Origin of the sequence: Halonotius sp. F2-221B (assembly GCF_046719765.1) — an archaeon.
Taxonomy (GTDB): domain Archaea; phylum Halobacteriota; class Halobacteria; order Halobacteriales; family Haloferacaceae; genus Halonotius.
Genome location: NZ_JABEBY010000014.1, coordinates 16,600 through 33,651 on the forward strand (window position 1 = coordinate 16,600; position 17,052 = coordinate 33,651).

Consider the following 17,052-nt stretch of genomic DNA (forward strand, 5'->3'; position numbering starts at 1 on the left):
GAGCCCACCAGCTCAGGCGTCGTCGAAGCCGTCCTCGAAGACGAAGGTGCCGTTTCGCTGGACAACCTCGCCGTCGAATTCGAGTCGGGCGTTCTCGCTCATATCGACGATCATGTCGACGTGTTCGGCCGACTCATTAACCTCGTTGTCGTCGCCGACGGTCTCGGGATAGGCCGCGCCGACCGCGAGATGCACCGTCTCGCCCATCTTTTCGTCGAACAGCATGTTGTAGGTGAACTGATCGATCGCGCGGTTCATCCCGATCCCGAGTTCGCCGAGTCGGTTCGCGCCGTCGTCGGTGTCGAGGATCTCGGTCAGCAGTTCCTCGTTGCGGCCCGCGCTGTGGGCGACGACCTCGCCGGCCTCAAAGGTGAGCCGCACGTCGCGGATTTCTCGTCCTTGGCGGTAGAGCGGCATATCGAAGTGGATCTCGCCATCAACGCTGTCGACGACGGGAGCAGTGAAGACTTCGCCACCGGGGAGGTTCTTCTCGCCGTAGTCGTTGAGCGCGTGGTTGCCCGCGACCGAGAGCGTCAGGTCGGTCTCGTCGCCGGCGACGATGCGAACCTCGTTGGCGTCCTCAAGCCGGTCGGCCATCTGGGCCTGAAACTCGCGTTGAGCGTCCCAGTCGAGACCCACGGCGTCCCAGACGAAATCCTGGTAGGCCTCGGTGCTCATCCCGGCGAGTTGGGCGTGGCCACTGGTCGGATACTGGGTGAGACACCAGCGTTTCGAGAGCCGTTCCTCCTGGACGGGCTTGTAGGCGCGTTTGAACGCCGCGTTGTTTGCGGGCGGCACGTCGCTGGTCTCGGTGACGTTCGCGCCGCCGCGGGCGATGATGAAGGCGTCCGTTTCCTCGTAGAAGGCAAGTTGGTGGTCAGGCGTCTCGTACTCCTCGCCGGCCGCCCGGAGGTACGCCCGGGAGGCGCGATCGGAGTGGGTGAGCCACACCGGGATCGCGCCGATGTCGCCACACTGCTCGTAGAGGGCGACGGCGAGATCCTCGGCCTCGGGCGGGAGTTGGATGACGACGCGGTCGCCGGCCTGCAGGTCGACCGCGTGGTCGACGATGGTGGCGGCGTGCTCGCGGATGCGTGGATCCATACGGGGGTGTGGGTCGCCGAGTGCAAAAACATCCCCTCTTGCAAAGGTCGGCGAAAGGAATAATAAGCGGCTGCACACACTTGTATACATGGGAAGTACCGAGTATCGAAACGTCCGGCTGACCGAAGAGGCATACCAGCACCTCAAACGCCGGAAACAACCCGGGGAATCGTTCTCCGATACGGTCGAACGAATTGCTGGTGAGCGATCACTGCTTGAGTTGGCTGGAATTCTATCGGATGAGGAGGCGGCAGCGATGCGAGAAGCAATCGAAGATCAAGAGGATCGAACGCGTGACCGACTCGATCAACTCACCGAACAGTTCGACCAGTGATCGTTGATACGAACATCATCATCCGTATCCTCCAGGGTGATACCCGAGCCATCGAAAAAGTCGCCGAATTAGAATCACGACACGTCGATCTCAACGTGTCAGCGGTGACTGTGTTTGAACTCTATCATAGTCTCGAACGAGTGAACAATCCGAGCGAGCGGCTTGCACACGTAGAAGATGTGTTGGAGTCAAAACCAATCTACAGTGCTGACGACGCTGTGATGAAAAAAGCAGGACGAATCGATGGACGACTATCGACAAACGGTGAAGAGATCGGAATGAGCGATACGATCATCGGCGCGACAGCACTGATTCACGAAGAGCCCGTCCTGACCGAGAACGTCAGTCATTTCGAACGAATCGATGGTCTTTCTATCGAAACATATCAACAAGATACTGAATCGTAGAGGGCGTATCGACTGTCGTCGGAATGCTTTTAGCGAATCGTAGGCCAACACAGGCGTAATGAGTGATCTCGAAGCGGAGTACCGTCTCGATTATTTTGCGGCGGAGGATTTCGTCCGAAAGGAGTGTCCCTCCTGTGGGGCGCACTTCTGGACACGCGACCACGATCGAGAGCGCTGCGGGGAGCCACCGTGTGAGGATTACCGATTCATCGGCGAGGAAAGCTTCGCGGAGCCACACAGCCTCGAAGCAATGCGAGAAGCCTTCCTCTCGTATTTCGAGGACAACGGCCACGAGCGCATCGACCCCTACCCGGTCGCCGCCAACCGCTGGCGCGACGACGTGCTGTTGACGCAGGCGTCGATCTACGACTTCCAGCCGCTGGTCACCAGCGGGCAGACACCGCCGCCAGCGAACCCGCTCTGTATCAGCCAGCCCTGTATCCGCATGCAGGATATCGACAACGTCGGCAAGACGGGCCGACACACGATGGCCTTCGAGATGATGGGCAACCACGCGTTCAACGTCCGGGAGGACGCCGACGAGGAGTATGCCTACGAGGGCGAGGTCTACTGGAAGGACGAAACCGTCGAATTCTGTGACGGCCTCTTCGAATCATTGGGGGCCGACCTTGAGGAGATCACCTACATCGAGGATCCGTGGGTCGGCGGCGGCAACGCCGGCCCGGCCATCGAGGTCATCTACAAGGGCGCGGAGCTGGCGACGCTGGTCTTCATGTGTATGGAGCAGGATCCCGACGGCAACTACGAGATGAAGGACGGCAACACCTACTCCTTCATGGACACCTACGTTGTCGACACCGGCTACGGGCTCGAACGCTGGACATGGATGAGCCAGGGGACGCCAACCGTCTACGAGGCGGTCTACCCCGAGATGATCTCAGTGCTCAAGGAACACGCCGGGATCGACCACACGGACGACGAAGCCGAACTGATCCACCGCACCGCCAAACTCGCCGGCCGGATGGATATCGACGAGGCCGAGGATATGGCGACCGCCCGCCGGGAGATCGCCGACCGCCTCGATGTCGATGTCGACCACCTCACCGCGCTGATGGAGCCACTGGAGGATATCTACGCCATCGCCGACCACTGCCGGGCCCTCGCCTACATGTTCGGCGACGAGATCGTCCCCTCAAACGTCGGCACCGGCTACCTCGCGCGGATGGTGCTCCGCCGCACCAAACGGCTCGTCGACAACGTCGGGATCGACGCACCGCTCGACGAGCTTGTCGACATGCAAGCCGAGCGACTGGGGTATGAAAATCGGGATACGATCCGAGAGATCGTCCGCACCGAAGAGGCGAAATACCGCGACACCCTGGAACGCGGCGGCCGCAAGGTCGAACAGCTGGCCGCCGAGTACGCCGACAGCGACGAGCCGATCCCGACCGAGCAGCTGCTTGAACTGTACGACTCCCACGGGATTCAACCGGATATGGTCGCCGAGATCGCCGACGACACCGACGCCACCGTCGAGGTACCCGACGACTTCTACTCGCTGGTGGCCGCCCGCCACGACGACGCCGGCGACGATGGCGGCGACGCCGACCGCGACGAGCGGTTTGCCGACCTTCCCGAGACAGAGAAGCTCTACTACGACAATCAGGAGCGCACCGAGTTCGAGGCCGTCGTCATCGACGTCTTTGAGGCCGAGGATGGGTACGATGTCGTCCTCGATCAGACGATGTTCTACCCCGAAGGTGGTGGCCAGCCCGCCGACCACGGGACGCTTGCCAGCGATGAGACGGTCGCCGAGGTCACCGATGTCCAGCTCGTCGACGACGTGGTGCTCCACCGCACCGACAGTGATCCCGGCAAAGGCGAGTTCGTCCGCGGACAGATCGACGCCGACCGCCGCCGGCAGCTCATGGCCCACCACACCGCGACCCACATCATCGGCCACGCCACCCGGCAGGTCGTCGGCGACCACATCCGGCAGGCCGGAGCCCAGAAACGCACCGACTCCGCCCGCATCGATGTGCGACACTACGATCGATTGAGCCGCGAGGAGATCACAGAGATCGAACGCGTCGCCAACGAGATGGTGCGGGCCAACCACTCGGTCAGCCAGGAGTGGCCCCACCGCAACGATGCCGAAGCCGAGTACGGCTTCGATCTCTATCAGGGCGGGATCCCGCCGGGAACCAACATCCGACTCATCCACGTCGGCGACGACGTCCAGGCCTGCGGTGGCACCCACGTCAGCCGCACCGGCGAGATCGGCGCGATCAAGATTCTCTCGACGGAGCCGGTACAGGACGGGATCGAGCGGATCACCTTCGCCGCCGGCGAGGCTGCCATCGAAGCAACCCAGGCAACGGAGGACGCCCTCTACGAGGCGGCCGACGTACTCGATGTCAACCCCGAGGATGTCCCCGATACTGCCGAGCGGTTCTTCACCGAGTGGAAAGAACGCGGCAAGGAACTCGACCGACTCAAAGACGAACTCGCGGAGGTGAGGGCGACCGCCGGGGCTGAGGAAGTCAAGATCGACGGCCAGTCCGTGGTCGTCCAGCGACTCGACAGCGATATCGATGAGCTCCGGGCGACCGCCAACGCCCTCGTCGAGGAGGGGTCGGTCGCCGTCCTCGGCAGCGGCGCGGGCGACAGCGCGCAGTTTGTCGTCGGCGTCCCCGACGACGCCGGGATCAACGCCGGTGAGGTCGTCGGTGAACTCGCGGGCCGCGTCGGCGGCGGCGGTGGCGGCCCGCCGGATTTCGCCCAGGGTGGCGGCCCGGATGTCGACGCGCTCGACGACGCACTCGACGACGCGCCGGAAATCCTGCGCGGCGTGCTGAACGCTTGAGTGTGTCATAGATTTGAACTGACACAGTGATCCAAGATGCAGTCGGATGCTGTAGAAGACGGCATGCTGCCTTGGCAACGCTCACCGTCCAGTCGGCCTCAAAGCGACCACGTTGACTAGTAGGCGGCAGCGATATTTTTTGCTTTGAACAATACTATCTGTCCGCGACAGGAGTGAAGAGCACGAGTTGTATTTGTTCGATGTGAGTTATGAGCTATTTCAGAGGGTATTCTCGCGTGCTCAAACGGTTAATGTGTCCATAGAGCGCATATGGTCTCTTCGATTACGCAGTGCAGCAGATTTAATACCGTGTAGTTAGTATTGTATCTAAGTCCCTATACTATGGACGACCACAACCGATCACGAGTCGGCCGAATTGTTGCAATCACGACACTATCAATACTGCTTATCATCGGAAGTACCGCTGGTATCGGAGCAGCGTTTGTCCCAAGCGGTGACCCAGATCCAACGGCATATGTACCGGAACCAACGGTGGAGCCTGGAACAACAACAACACTCTCGGTGCAGATTGTAAACGACGCACAGGTGAATACTGGTGCACCGACGAGGCGTGATCGGGTCACGATGGCCAGAAATGTTGTTGTCGAACTTGATGCTGGCGGCACACCAGTGACAGTTGAAACGCCGGAGCACTCCATCGGATCGGTAAGTGAAAACAAGCCTAGGTCGGCACAATTTAAGATTGATGTGCCTGAAAACGCCGAACCAGGACGGTATGAGGCCACGGTTGATATCAAATTCTCCTACACGAGTACGATGGGAGATATCACCGAACAGGAGGCGACTGAGACACGGACTGAAACGATCACCTTTGAAATCAGCGACGACCCACAGTTTGAACTAACGCGGGCCGATGATACGCAGTTGCGAGCCGACGAGACAAGTCTCTTCCCGGTAACTGTGGAGAATACCGGGGGTAAAGCTGCGGAGGATATCGCCGTGTCACTCTCTTCACAGAGCCCAGAAATTAGATTTGGTAGTGGGACAGGTGCTGTTTCACGCATCGATTCACTCAAACCGGGTGAGACGACAGAGGTTACCTACGAGGTCAGGGTTGGATCGGGTGCTCCAGCGAGATTATACAACCTCAACGGGCATGCCACGTATACTGACGAACAGGGGATCGATGGCCGAGATGAGGATCTCTCAGTCGGAGCCAGGGTTGGCCCACAGCGTAACGATTTCAACGTCGCTGTCGAAGATTCCACAGTCGCGGTCGGTTCCGCTCGGCTGGTAGCGGTCACCGTAACCAACAACCGCGACCAGCGACTCAGCGATATCCAAGCGAGTTTGGGCACGAGTGCCCCGCTCGATAGCGATGATGACGATGGCTATATCGCGTCACTCGACCCCGGTGAATCTGCGACGGTAACGTTTGGGCTGTCCGCAACGACCGATGCCAACCCGAAAACGTACGCCGCAGACCTCGACTTCAGCTACGAGGACGAACGCGGCATCTCGCGGATGTCAGAGACCTATCAGCTTCCGGTCGATGTCGAAACGGATGATGGGATGCAGCTTGGATCGATTTCACCGCTCGTCATCGTCGTCCTACTGGCTGCAGCCACAGCGGTATACGGCGCGGCAGTGTACGCCCGGCAGCGACCGGAGATCCTCCCATGGAGCTAACCACTGTGTCCCACGCTGTCGAAATAGTCGATACTAGTGACTCACCACCAGCCATACGCTATCGGTAATCTATGAGCGATCCATCGCAGCCACTTCGTGACGGGCTCGAACGACTCGGCCGGTTTTCCGCAACGAACCGCCGAACAGTGTTTAGTGCTGTTGCTGTCGTCGCACTGCTGTCGCTCGTTGTGGCCGGGGCATCCGTCCAGATGAGCCTAGGTATGGAGCTGTACATCGATGACGACTCACAGACGAATCAAAACTGGCAGGAGGTGAAAGCCGATGACAGCTTCGACGTTGGCAACAACGTCTTTGTCATGGTCGAAACGAATCATCTGTACAGTCCGGAGACAATACGCACGATCGATCGACTCGATCAGAGCTATGCCGACTCCGAAAAGTTCTCTAGCGTTACCAGTCTCGCAGATGTAGTGCGACGGGGGAATGGCGGCACCATTCCAAACACAAAAACGGGGGTTCGGCGATCAATCGACCGCGTCGAATCGATGGGGACGAGTGCCGAAGCGTTGGTCAACAACGTCAACCCCGATGATGAAACGGCACTGTTGGTTGCGACGTACGGTGAGGCTGATGTCCCTGACGCAAATGATCAGTATTTCGGCTTCCTTCCGGGGACAGCAGCGGGATTCCTCACCGACACGGTGAACGATAAGACGGACGATGTGCAGATTCCGCCACACGTGGATGTCACTGTCACCGGCGCGCCGGTCTTCGAGAACGCGGCGTTCGGGCTGATGTTGCCGGAGATGATCCAACTGTTTGCGGTCGCCTTTGCGATTATCTTTACCGTCGTCTTCCTCGTGATGCGCGGTCGGTTGCGACATACCTGGAAGGTATTCCTGCCGGTTGGAACGGCCCTTGTTGCACTTGTGTATATGTTGGGCATGATGGGAGTTGTCGGCTTCAACTTCAATGCGATCATGCTCGGTGTGTTGCCGATCGCACTGGGGCTTGGGATCGACTTCAGTCTCCAGTTGCAGACGCGGTATATCGAGGAACGAGAGGCCGGGCGCCAACCTGTTGAGGCCGCTGCTGCCGCCGCGCGAGTAACAGGCAACACGCTGCTGTTGGCCATGGCAACAACCTCGATCGGGCTCGGCGCGTTGCTTGTCTCTGCGGTGCCACCAACCCGACAGTTGGGCGCGACTGCGGCGTTCGGTGTCATTGCGGCGACGGGGCTTTCGTTGACACTGCTTATCGCTTTGCTTGTCCACTTTGATACCGACGAGTATCCGGCTGAACGGCAGGCGACAGACCCGCCGAGCGACAGAGCATCGACAGCGACTGACGGCGGATCGCAGTCCACCGCCGAGCAGCCGCTGTTTGAGCGGGTTGTGGGCTATCTCGCCGACGGGATCGCCGCCTCACCGGTGCTCGTGGTGTTGCTATTGGTTGCGTCGATCGGCGGTGGGGCAACAGTGTATCACGATGTTTCAACGACCCAGGAGATGCTTGACTACTGGCCGGATATCGAGGAGCGTGATGATCTGACCTCCCTCGAAGAGACCGCTGAAAGCCCGAACGTCATGTATCTCGTTGTCGAGGGACAGGACACCTACTCACCAACAACGTTCAAACGGGCCGCAGAGTTTGAGTCCGCGATCGAAGACCATGAGGATGTCAACGCCGCGATGAGCCCCGTCACGGCCGTCGAGATGACACACGGGGGTATTCCACGTGATCGTGAGACCCTGGAAACGATCGTCGATAGACAGGCCGAATCAGAGCTGATGCCGATCGGCTCGCGGGCAGCGACGCCGAACCGGGTTTTGATTCAGTTGTTCGTCGCTGATATCGAGGGCAAGGAGGTTCGGCATCTGATCGACGATACGGAGGCGATCGCGGATCGCCATCTCTCAACCGAACGGACAGCCGTAACCGGGAAACCGGTTGTCAACCGAAACGTCATCGAAAACGTCACCTCCGGGCGCGACCCGATGACGGTGTTGAGCTTCGGGATGGCAACGCTGTTTCTGATGATGGCACTCCGGTCGGCTCGTGAGGCGGTGTTGCTCATTGTGAGCGTCGCGGTCAGTGCGGTGATGTTGATCTCGATGGCAATGTATGGGCTTGGCATCCCATGGAACCCCTTGACCGTGGCGACAGGGTCGATCGCGCTGGGAGCCGGGATCACATACGGGATCCACGTTCACCAACGGTTCAAGGAGGAGCTATACGTCCATGATTCCACCCCGGCAGAGGCGATGTGGGAGGCGATGGTGCAGAAATCACGGCCGGTTGTCGGCTCCGGGGCGACCACGCTGTTTGGCTTCGGCGCGCTCGGCATCTCACAGTTCCCGGTACTCGCCAACTTCGGGATCGCCGTTGCCCTCGCAATGACGTTCGCGCTTGTAACCGCGTTCGTGTTCCTGCCTGCAACAGCACTCCTACTGGCACGGTGGACAAACACCTACAAGGCCGTCTGATCAGCTGACAGCTCAGGAAGCCTCACCAACGCAGCAAGAAGCTAATTTAATCGTCGGCGCGGGCCTTGTTGAACCGATCAGCCGGGAGTTTGAGATCGGCGAGATCATCCCGCTTTTCGAGGTTGTAGACGACCTCCAAGGAGTCGCTTTCAGGTTTGCCGTTACAGGAGAGCCGGATCCCCTCATCGGTGAGTTCATCGGGCAGAATATGATCGACGAGCTGTGAGAGTTCGCCATCAGTAACAGCGACCGCGCAGTTCGCACACGCCCCACCGCGGCAAGCAAACGGCCAGGCGTGACCGCTGGCCTCGGCGGCGTCAAGCAAACTCTGCTCGTCGTCGACGGTGAAGTGGCCGTAATCGACTTCGTCGAGATCGGCAGCCGCGGCCTTCTCGAAGAGGTCGTCGTCATCGAGCGACCAGCCGTGGTCGGCGAGTACCGCGTAGTTGAGATAGGTGACCTCGGTATCAGGCTCCGGCTCGGGCTGTGGCTCTTGATCGACAGTCTCCGCGCCGAGATCGTCAACAAATGCCTCGGTGTCGTCATCGACCTCGCCTGCTTGGATCGCCTCGTAGGCGTCTTTGACCCGTTTGAACTCAGCATCGTTGCCGCCACGGTCGGGGTGGGTTTCCTTTGCCCGACGGCGGTAGGCCCGCTTGATTGTCTCGTCGTCAGCATCGCGGTCAACACCGAGCACCGCAAACGGATCCATTGCTGTCAGCTGGTAGGCGACAGACGCGGATTAAACGTTCGCTCACAGCCGATCAGTGCCGGGGAGTCACACGCCCAACTCGGGAGTCGCGCCCTTTTCGTAGCTGGCCGACCAGCCCCAGGGTATGCCATGCGCCGAGGGCGACGACGGTGCGATCCACTACACACAGGCTGGCGAGAACCCCGACGCGCCAGCCGTTGTCTTCCTCGGCGATCTCGGCTTCAGCGCCTGGGGGTGGAGCTGGCAGTACGGCGCGCTCGCCGGCCCCTGCCGGGTCGTCGTCATCGACACCCGCGGCGCGGGCCGCTCGGACGCCCCCGCTGGCCCCTACGCGATGGCCGATCTCGTGGGCGATCTCGAAGCCGTCTTGGCCGACTGCAACATCCGAACAGCTCATCTCGTCGGCTGTGGGCTGGGCGGCGCGGTCGCGGTAGCGGCCGCCCGGCGGACGAACCGCGCGGAAAGCCTCACGTTGATCGGAACGCCACCGAGCGAGGAAGCGTTCGATCCCGAGCCACTCAGTGCCGATCCGAGCGACGAGGTTGGCCTGCGGGCGTCGACGACGAGCCTGCTGTCGGCGACGTTTTGTGAGCGCGAGGAGGCACCGATCGAGCAGATCATCGAGTGGCGACGCGAGGAAGACGCGACGCCGGCCGCCCGAGAGGCCCAACTGGCCGCACTGGACGGATTCGATCCCGAACCGCTGTATGAGCTGACGCTCCCGGTTCGGGTCGTTGCCGGCGGGGAGGATCCGGTTGTCGACCCCGAGGCGAGCCGGCAGCTGGCCGAGGAGTTGCCAAACGGAGAGTTCACATCGTATCCGGAGGCGAGTCATCTCGTGACGATCGAGCGGTCGGCCGCGCTCAACGATTTCCTGCTTGGGTTTATCGAGTCAGTCGACGATCGGTAATTTTGGCTGTTCACGGATTCCCGTCGGCGAATGCACGTGATTGAGCGACACTGGCTGGCTCCGAGGGAGCGGCAGCCCTCGCGGGCGACGCAAGGCACTTGCCGCCGGACGACCGAGAGGCTGGCAATGCGACGACCGCGGATCGCGCTGCTGGAGGCAGCGAACAACGACGACAACAACATCCGAAACTTCCGTCGAGAGCTCGACGCCGACCTCGTCGAGTTCGACGCCGCCAACGGCGACCTTCCGGCCTCGACAGCCGGCTACGACGCGATCGTCATCACCGGCTCACGGGCCTCAGTGTACTGGGATGAGACATGGATCGACCCGCTGATCGAGTTCATTGCGACGGCCGTCGACGATGGCCTCCCGGCACTTGGCGTCTGTTACGGCCACCAGGCACTCGCGGAAGCGTTGGGCGGGCGGGTCGCCGGCATGGACGACTTCGAGTTGGGGTACAACGAGATCGAACGCGTCGGCGACGACGAACTGTTTGCGGGGATCGACGAGCGGTTCACCGTCTTCACGAGCCACGGCGACACGGTGGTCGACCTCCCACCGGGGGCGGAGCTGCTGGCCCGCAACGATCACGGCGTCCATGCCTTCCGAAAGGGCCACGCGTGGGGCGTCCAGTTCCACCCCGAGTACGACATGCAGACCGCCCGCGAGATCGCCGAGGACAAACGCGAGCGGGTCGGCGACGCCCAGGTCGACGCCGTCTTGGAGTCGATTACCTCCGACAACTACGAGGCGGCCTGCGAGGCCAAGGGGCTCTTCGAGAACTTTACGCAGTATGTTCGTGCGGTCACCGCCGAGAAGAACCGCGCCGAGGCCACAGCCTGACGGCGGGCTTAAGTAGCCGACAGCCCCGAATAGGCACAATGGCGATCGATCCGAACTTTGACCAGAACCGCGAGCGCGTCGGCGAGGAAAACGGGGTGACCGTCTGGGGCCCAGTCGACGAGCCCGAGCAGTTGGGGATCCACGGCACTCACGTCGCCGTCGACTACGATATCTGTATCGCCGACGGCGCGTGTCTCGAAAACTGCCCGGTCGACGTGTTCACCTGGGTTGATACCCCCGGACACCCGAAAAGCGACGAGAAAGTCGAACCGACACGCGAATCCCAGTGTATCGACTGTATGCTCTGTGTTGATATCTGTCCGGTGGATGCGATCGATGTCGATGGCAGCCGGAAGTAGTCGATCGATCCCTATCTCCTGTTTTTGAGGCTAAAGGCCGAGCAGATCGACAACAGCAACCGCGACGAAGCCGACCGACAGGAGCCATGCCGGCACATCGAGTCGGCTGAACTGGAGTCGTGGCAGCGTCGGATTCCACGCGAAACAGCGCGCCTGGAGAGCGACAGCCAGCTGATCGGAGCGGCGAAGCGCGCGATCGACCAGCAGCACCGTGAGTCGCTGGCTGCGTTCCCACAGCGATCGGGTGTCGCCGTTGCGCGCCCGAATCGCATCCCGAACCGATCGGAGATCCGCTCGCAACACCGGCACATAGCGGAACGTGAGCGCGACACCAACACCGAGCAGTTGCCCCGGCCGTCCAGGGATCGTCCGCTGGATCGCCGCCCGCGTCGCACGAATCGGCGTGGTATGGATGTAGGCCGCGCTCACAAACAGGATCGGGACGATCCGCGCGACCGAACGCAACGAGACGAGCGCGGGATCGAGCCGAAGCCACGGCGGGCCGAGTGTCACCGCAGCAAGCACCGGCCCAAGTGCCAGAACAAGGAGCACGACCCAGTAGGCCCGCAGCACAACCCGAACCGACAGCTGGGCAAGCCGGAGAGAGCCGAGTCCGACGACGAACAACCCGAGCAGGTGTGGCGCGGTCGACGCTGTGAACGCCACGAGCGCGAAGGCAAACTGAACGGCCAGCTTCGTCCGTGGATCAAGCCGATGGACGAGCGTTGAGCCGGGCGTGTAGGTGAGCATCGTTCATCTCAGTGGTCGCACGTCAATCTCTGGAAGTCGATCTCGGGCCGCGTCCGGCGGGAGGTCGAAGCGAACCGAGCCCCCATGGAGCCCAACAACGCGATCAGCGCGGTCGAGGAGATCACGAAGCTCGTGGCTGACGACAATGATGCTCATGCCCGCCGCGTACCGGTCGTCAAGATGCGCCAGCACCGACTGCTGGGACGGCCAGTCGAGGCCGGTAAACGGCTCATCGAGCACGAGATGATCCGGCTCCATTGCCACCGCGGCGGCGATAGCGACCCGGGCCTGTTCGCCACCCGATAAGGAATCGATGCGCTCGTCGCGGCGACCGTCCAGATTCACCGCCGCGAGCGCGTCGTCAACGCGGCGGTCGATCTCGTCGTGATCGAGTCCAAGGTTTTCGGGGCCGAAAGCCACGTCGGCACCGACGGTCGCGCCGACAAACCCCTCCCGCGGCGACTGAAACACCATTCCGACGCTGGTGCGGGCAGCAACCGGCTGGTCGGCCGCAGGTGTTCCGTTGACACGAACCTCGCCGTCGTCGGGTTCGAGCAGGGCGTTGAAATGCCGGACGAGTGTCGTCTTGCCGCTGCCGTTCGGGCCGGCAAGAACGACCCATTCGCCGTCATCGATCGTTAGCGACACGTCGTCGACGGCGGTCGTCTCGCCGAAGGAGTGTGTCAACTCCTCAACGGTGATCATCGTCGGTCAGCCAGGAGTTCCGTCCCGCCGGCAACGATCCCGGTCGTGATCGCCGCTTTGAGCAGATCACCGGCAGCGAACAGCGCCATGAACGACGCCGCCCGCGTGAGTGTCCACCCGTTGACGGTCGCAAGCCACGGCAGGCCGATCAGGTAGATGGCGACGAGGCCGGCCAGCAACGCGGCCGCTGTTGGAACCACCGAGAGCGTGTCAATCGGAGTCGGCGTCAGCGAGCGGTGGGCGACAGCACCGATGACAACAGCGGCGACCGCAAAGCCGACGAGAAATCCGCCGGTCGGGCCGAACACGTAGCCAAGGCCGGCAGCCGCATTCGAGTACACCGGCGCGCCGGCCAACCCGACGAGGACGTACAGGCTGATCGAAAACCCACCCCACAGCGGGCCCAACAGGAGCCCGGCAAAGAAGATCCCAAACGGCTGGAAGGAGAAGGGGACGCCGCCGGGAAGATCGATCGAGAACTGTGCAAGTACCGCGGTCAGCGCGGCGAGCATGACGGCCGCGCTCAGCTGTCTGACGGTGTCGGCATCGACGAGGTCGATCGACGCGGTCTCTTCGCGTGCCATATCCCACCCGGCGTCGTCAACCTGATTTAATCTGTTGGTTTACGGAACAGGCGTACTCGACGCCCGATCCCGAACGACACGAGAACACACCACAAAGACAGGTTTTTATACACGTATCCGTTGGCATCCGATCCATGGACGAGAAGACGGCGGAACTCCGGGACATCTTCATGGAGACGACCGACTCGGATACCGTCACCGAAACCCAATCGGAGTCGCCGGGCTCGCTGACCGACCAGCAGGAGGATGTCAGCGATCGACTGCGGACGCTCATCGAACGGATGGCCGAGCAGTATGACTTCGAGACAGCGTTGGAGATCGATGACCTGATCACGGTGTTACGTGGCTTCCACAACGGTGAGGACGACGAGACGATCGCGGCGACGCTGGACTGTGAGCCGGCGACCGTGCGACAGGCCCGACTCGACCTCCATCTGGTGCGGGAGGCCGAGCGTGACGCGCCCTTCGAGTTCGACCGACTGCGCCAACTGCTGGCGGAGGATGCGTCGCTCGAAGCGCGAGCAGCGGAGCTCGACGTGTCGGTCGAAACCGCCCGCCGGTACAGCGAGGTTGCCGCGGCCGACCGGCGATCGACGCGGGCCAACGACCGGTTCCGCGACGAGTTCGCCGAACTCCTGACCGACGCCGATCTCACGAATCGCCTCGCCGCCGACGCCCACGAGGACGGGCTGCAGGAGGCGACCGAGGATATGGAAACCGACGTGTCGTTCTGAGCCGCGACGGCTGCTCAAACGGGCCGATCGTTCTCCGAGGATTCAAATACCAAGCCGCGACCACCCGGAGCCGTGCCGACGTTCAGCGAACTGAGCCGGGCGGCATACTGTCCCCGCCAGCTCTACTACGCCCGCAAACACGACGAGGAAGAGCCGCCAGCGTCGGTCGCGGAGATCCAACAGCTCGCCGCTCGCTACCGCGAGCTCCGCACGGCCGACGACGAAACACTGGCGGCGTTGCCGATCGAGCGATCGCCGGCGGGCTACCGCGAAGCCCTCGATTCGCTGTCGACGCGACCAGTATGGGAGGGGCTCTGTGAACCTGCCGAGACCGACTACTACGTTGAAGGGAAGGACTGTGCCGGAATACTCCACAAGATTCTCGCCGGTGATCCACCGACGCCGACGCTGATCTCGCCGGGGGAACCGCCGGATGAGGGCGTCTGGAAACCCCAGACGGTGCGGGCGGTCGCCGCCGCCAAAGCTCTGGCCTGGGAGCGAGAACGGGAGATTCCCCGAACGCTCGTCGAGTATCCGGCCGTCGGCGTCGTTCGGGCGGTGCCGCTGACAACGCGGCGCACAGCCACCTACCGGCGGGTGTTGCGAACGGTGCGGGCGATGGATGGGCCGCCGCCGCGCGTCAACGACGACAGATGTGAGTCCTGTGAGTACCGGACAGAGTGTGGGGTGTCAACGCGGTCGCTAAAATCACTGCTCGGGTTGTGACCGATTCAGTGCTCGGCGAGCCACGCTTCGATCTCATCGGCCAACGGGCCGCGACGATGGATCTCGGCGGTGGCAACGTTGACAACGGTGCTTTCGCCGCCCGGCGTCTCGCCGGTGTCGACGACAGCACCGACCGCGTCGGTGATCGACGCCGCAAGCGCGTCGACGCGGCGGACGCTCGGCGTGCCGCTTTCGTTCGCGCTGGTGGCGGTGATCGGGCCGGAACGGCGGGCTAGCTCGCGGGCGACAGCGTGGTCTGGGATGCGAATCCCGACGATGTCGCCGCCGTCGACCAGGATATCGGGAAACACGCCATCACGGTCGACAAGGACGGTCACCGGCCCCGGGAGAAAGCGGTCGCAGAACGCCGCCTCGCGGTCGGTCAGCGTGAGGGATGCAGCAAGCATCTCGCGGTCGGCAAAGCCAACCGACAGCGGCTTCGAGCGGGGCCGGCCCTTGATCTCGAAAACCTGCCTGACTGCGTCGGCATCGGTTGCGTTGGCTCCCAGTCCGTAGACGGTTTCAGTCGGGTAGACAACCGCCTTGCCCTGTGCAATCGCCGCGGCGGCCGCATCGAGCGCGTCGTCGACCGCCGAGGGGATCGTGTCGGCATCAGGGGCCGGATCGAAGCTGTCGGCAGGGGACATACCACAGGATCGCCGAGCGGGAAAAAAAGGGTGCTGATCGACCCCACCGGCGCGTTCCAAACCGTTTATACTGGCTCCTCGAAAACATCGGGGCATGCCACGAGAGCAGAAGCAGGTTCGTGATCTCCAGGAAGGCAGCTACGTGATGATGGATGATTCGCCGTGTAAGATCAACCACTACAGCACGGCCAAGCCGGGCAAACACGGCAGCGCAAAGGCCCGCGTCGAAGGCAAGGGCGTCTTCGACGACAAAAAGCGGAGCTTCAGCCAGCCCGTTGACGCGAAGGTCTGGGTGCCGATCATCGAGCGCAAACAGGGCCAGGTTGTCTCGGTGACCGGCGACGACGCCCAGGTGATGGATCTCGACACCTACGAGACGTTCACGATGCGGATCCCGGACGGCGAGGAGTTCGAAAGCGACCAGGATATCGAATACCTCGAATACGAGGGCCAGCGAAAGGTCGTGTGATGTTTCCGGGCGCGACCGCCGACCGCGAAGCTGCTTCCTATGTGGTCGTCGGCGCGCCGCTGGACGCCACGACCACGTTCCAACCGGGTACCCGATTCGGGCCCGACGAAATCCGGCGATTCGCTCGTTCCTTCGCCGATTACGACCACCACACCGACCAGCAGTTCACCGAGCTTGGCGTCTATGACGCGGGCGACATACGGGCGTGGGACGATGTTGAAGCCTATCTCGACTACCTTGGCGGCCAGCTCCGCGATGTTGTCTGGGATGACGCCGTCCCGCTCGTGCTGGGCGGCGAGCACACGGTGACGGTTCCGGCTGTCAACGCGGTCGACCCCGATGTGTTCGTCTGTCTGGACGCCCATCTCGACCTCCGCGAAGCGTACGATGGCAGCGAATGGAGCCACGCGTGTGTGACAAACCACGCACTGGAGACAGCCGAGAAAGCAGTCATCCTCGGTGCACGCACCGGCTCGGAAACCGAGTGGGAGCGCGCCGGCGAGGCCGACGTAACGGTCGTCGAACCCGACGCCGTCGACGACTGGCTGGCCGATCCGCCCGATTTCGGCGACGAATCGGCGTATCTCAGCGTCGACATCGACGCCGCCGATCCGGGGTTCGCGCCGGGGACGGGAACGATGGAACCCGGCGGGCTGACGCCCCAGCAGTTGGGGGCCGCGGTGCGGACGGTCGCGCCGGCGTGTGCGGGTTTTGATGTCGTTGAGGTCAACGACCGCGACGACGGCCAGGCCGCCACCCTGGCGGGCAAACTGCTTCGGACGTTTGTGTATCACCACGCAGCAGCGGATGAGAGTAGTTGATAGCGACGGCGGACGAATAAGGC

The 17,052-nt window shown here is 62.3% G+C and carries 18 protein-coding genes; 12 read left to right on the top strand and 6 right to left on the bottom strand.

What is annotated here, in order from left to right:
* Positions 1-12: 12 nt before the first annotated feature.
* Complete coding sequence (locus tag HKK80_RS11010) at positions 13-1,104, bottom strand: aminopeptidase (protein ID WP_411799649.1); 1,092 nt, start codon at positions 1,102-1,104, stop codon at positions 13-15.
* A gap of 88 nt (positions 1,105-1,192) precedes the next feature.
* On the opposite strand from HKK80_RS11010, the gene HKK80_RS11015 reads away from it, so the two are divergent.
* The 5 genes from HKK80_RS11015 to HKK80_RS11035 all read left to right on the top strand — a co-directional run bounded on the left by HKK80_RS11015 (position 1,193) and on the right by HKK80_RS11035 (position 8,769).
* Positions 1,193-1,438 carry an antitoxin VapB family protein gene (locus HKK80_RS11015; RefSeq protein WP_411799650.1) on the top strand — a complete coding sequence of 82 codons (246 nt, stop codon included), beginning with the start codon at positions 1,193-1,195 and terminating at the stop codon, positions 1,436-1,438.
* Positions 1,435-1,845 (top strand): type II toxin-antitoxin system VapC family toxin, encoded by a 411-nt coding sequence (locus tag HKK80_RS11020; protein WP_411799651.1) that lies wholly within the window; start codon positions 1,435-1,437, stop codon positions 1,843-1,845. Before HKK80_RS11015 ends, HKK80_RS11020 begins: the two co-directional genes overlap by 4 nt.
* Before the next feature lie 58 nt (positions 1,846-1,903).
* Positions 1,904-4,672 (top strand): alanine--tRNA ligase, encoded by a 2,769-nt coding sequence (gene alaS / locus HKK80_RS11025; RefSeq protein ID WP_411799652.1) that lies wholly within the window; start codon positions 1,904-1,906, stop codon positions 4,670-4,672.
* A gap of 777 nt (positions 4,673-5,449) precedes the next feature.
* Positions 5,450-6,322 (top strand): COG1361 S-layer family protein, encoded by an 873-nt coding sequence (locus HKK80_RS11030; protein ID WP_411799653.1) that lies wholly within the window; start codon positions 5,450-5,452, stop codon positions 6,320-6,322.
* 71 nt (positions 6,323-6,393) lie between these two features.
* Positions 6,394-8,769 (top strand): efflux RND transporter permease subunit, encoded by a 2,376-nt coding sequence (locus tag HKK80_RS11035; protein WP_411799654.1) that lies wholly within the window; start codon positions 6,394-6,396, stop codon positions 8,767-8,769.
* A gap of 46 nt (positions 8,770-8,815) precedes the next feature.
* On the opposite strand, the gene fer is transcribed toward HKK80_RS11035, so the two are convergent.
* Entirely contained in the window at positions 8,816-9,481 is a 666-nt protein-coding gene (gene fer / locus HKK80_RS11040) for a ferredoxin Fer (protein ID WP_411799655.1), read from the bottom strand.
* 124 nt (positions 9,482-9,605) lie between these two features.
* Here fer and HKK80_RS11045 point away from each other — a divergent pair, with 124 nt between their 5' ends.
* The 3 genes from HKK80_RS11045 (at position 9,606) to HKK80_RS11055 (ending at position 11,593) form a co-directional block, all read left to right on the top strand.
* Complete coding sequence (locus HKK80_RS11045) at positions 9,606-10,391, top strand: alpha/beta fold hydrolase (protein WP_411799656.1); 786 nt, start codon at positions 9,606-9,608, stop codon at positions 10,389-10,391.
* A 126-nt stretch (positions 10,392-10,517) separates the two neighbouring features.
* A complete protein-coding gene (locus tag HKK80_RS11050) occupies positions 10,518-11,234 on the top strand; it encodes a type 1 glutamine amidotransferase (RefSeq protein ID WP_411799657.1) in 717 nt (238 codons plus the stop codon).
* 38 nt (positions 11,235-11,272) lie between these two features.
* Complete coding sequence (locus tag HKK80_RS11055) at positions 11,273-11,593, top strand: ferredoxin family protein (RefSeq protein WP_411799658.1); 321 nt, start codon at positions 11,273-11,275, stop codon at positions 11,591-11,593.
* A gap of 30 nt (positions 11,594-11,623) precedes the next feature.
* Here HKK80_RS11055 and HKK80_RS11060 read toward each other — a convergent pair whose 3' ends face one another.
* Genes HKK80_RS11060 through HKK80_RS11070 form a run of 3 tightly spaced genes read right to left on the bottom strand, consistent with a single transcriptional unit; the run spans position 11,624 to position 13,632 of the window.
* Positions 11,624-12,343 carry an energy-coupling factor transporter transmembrane component T family protein gene (locus HKK80_RS11060; RefSeq protein ID WP_411799659.1) on the bottom strand — a complete coding sequence of 240 codons (720 nt, stop codon included), beginning with the start codon at positions 12,341-12,343 and terminating at the stop codon, positions 11,624-11,626.
* 3 nt (positions 12,344-12,346) lie between these two features.
* Positions 12,347-13,048, bottom strand: a complete 702-nt coding sequence (locus HKK80_RS11065; RefSeq protein ID WP_411799660.1) for an energy-coupling factor ABC transporter ATP-binding protein — start codon at positions 13,046-13,048, stop codon at positions 12,347-12,349.
* Positions 13,045-13,632, bottom strand: coding sequence for a biotin transporter BioY (locus tag HKK80_RS11070; RefSeq protein WP_411799661.1), 588 nt, complete (start codon positions 13,630-13,632; stop codon positions 13,045-13,047). The genes HKK80_RS11065 and HKK80_RS11070 overlap by 4 nt, the downstream gene beginning before the upstream one ends.
* A 134-nt stretch (positions 13,633-13,766) precedes the next feature.
* Here HKK80_RS11070 and HKK80_RS11075 point away from each other — a divergent pair, with 134 nt between their 5' ends.
* Positions 13,767-14,366 carry a conditioned medium-induced protein 4 gene (locus tag HKK80_RS11075; protein ID WP_411799662.1) on the top strand — a complete coding sequence of 200 codons (600 nt, stop codon included), beginning with the start codon at positions 13,767-13,769 and terminating at the stop codon, positions 14,364-14,366.
* 72 nt (positions 14,367-14,438) lie between these two features.
* Positions 14,439-15,092, top strand: a complete 654-nt coding sequence (locus HKK80_RS11080) for a hypothetical protein (RefSeq protein WP_411799663.1) — start codon at positions 14,439-14,441, stop codon at positions 15,090-15,092.
* A 5-nt stretch (positions 15,093-15,097) separates the two neighbouring features.
* On the opposite strand, the gene HKK80_RS11085 is transcribed toward HKK80_RS11080, so the two are convergent.
* On the bottom strand, positions 15,098-15,739 hold the full coding sequence (locus HKK80_RS11085; RefSeq protein WP_411799664.1) for an L-threonylcarbamoyladenylate synthase: 642 nt from the start codon (positions 15,737-15,739) through the stop codon (positions 15,098-15,100).
* Positions 15,740-15,833: 94 nt separating this feature from the next.
* Here HKK80_RS11085 and HKK80_RS11090 point away from each other — a divergent pair, with 94 nt between their 5' ends.
* Together HKK80_RS11090 and speB are read left to right on the top strand one after the other, a co-directional pair.
* Positions 15,834-16,208 carry a translation initiation factor IF-5A gene (locus tag HKK80_RS11090; protein ID WP_411799665.1) on the top strand — a complete coding sequence of 125 codons (375 nt, stop codon included), beginning with the start codon at positions 15,834-15,836 and terminating at the stop codon, positions 16,206-16,208.
* Positions 16,208-17,029, top strand: coding sequence for an agmatinase (speB, locus tag HKK80_RS11095; protein WP_411799666.1), 822 nt, complete (start codon positions 16,208-16,210; stop codon positions 17,027-17,029). Before HKK80_RS11090 ends, speB begins: the two co-directional genes overlap by 1 nt.
* The last annotated feature ends 23 nt before the right edge of the window (positions 17,030-17,052 follow it).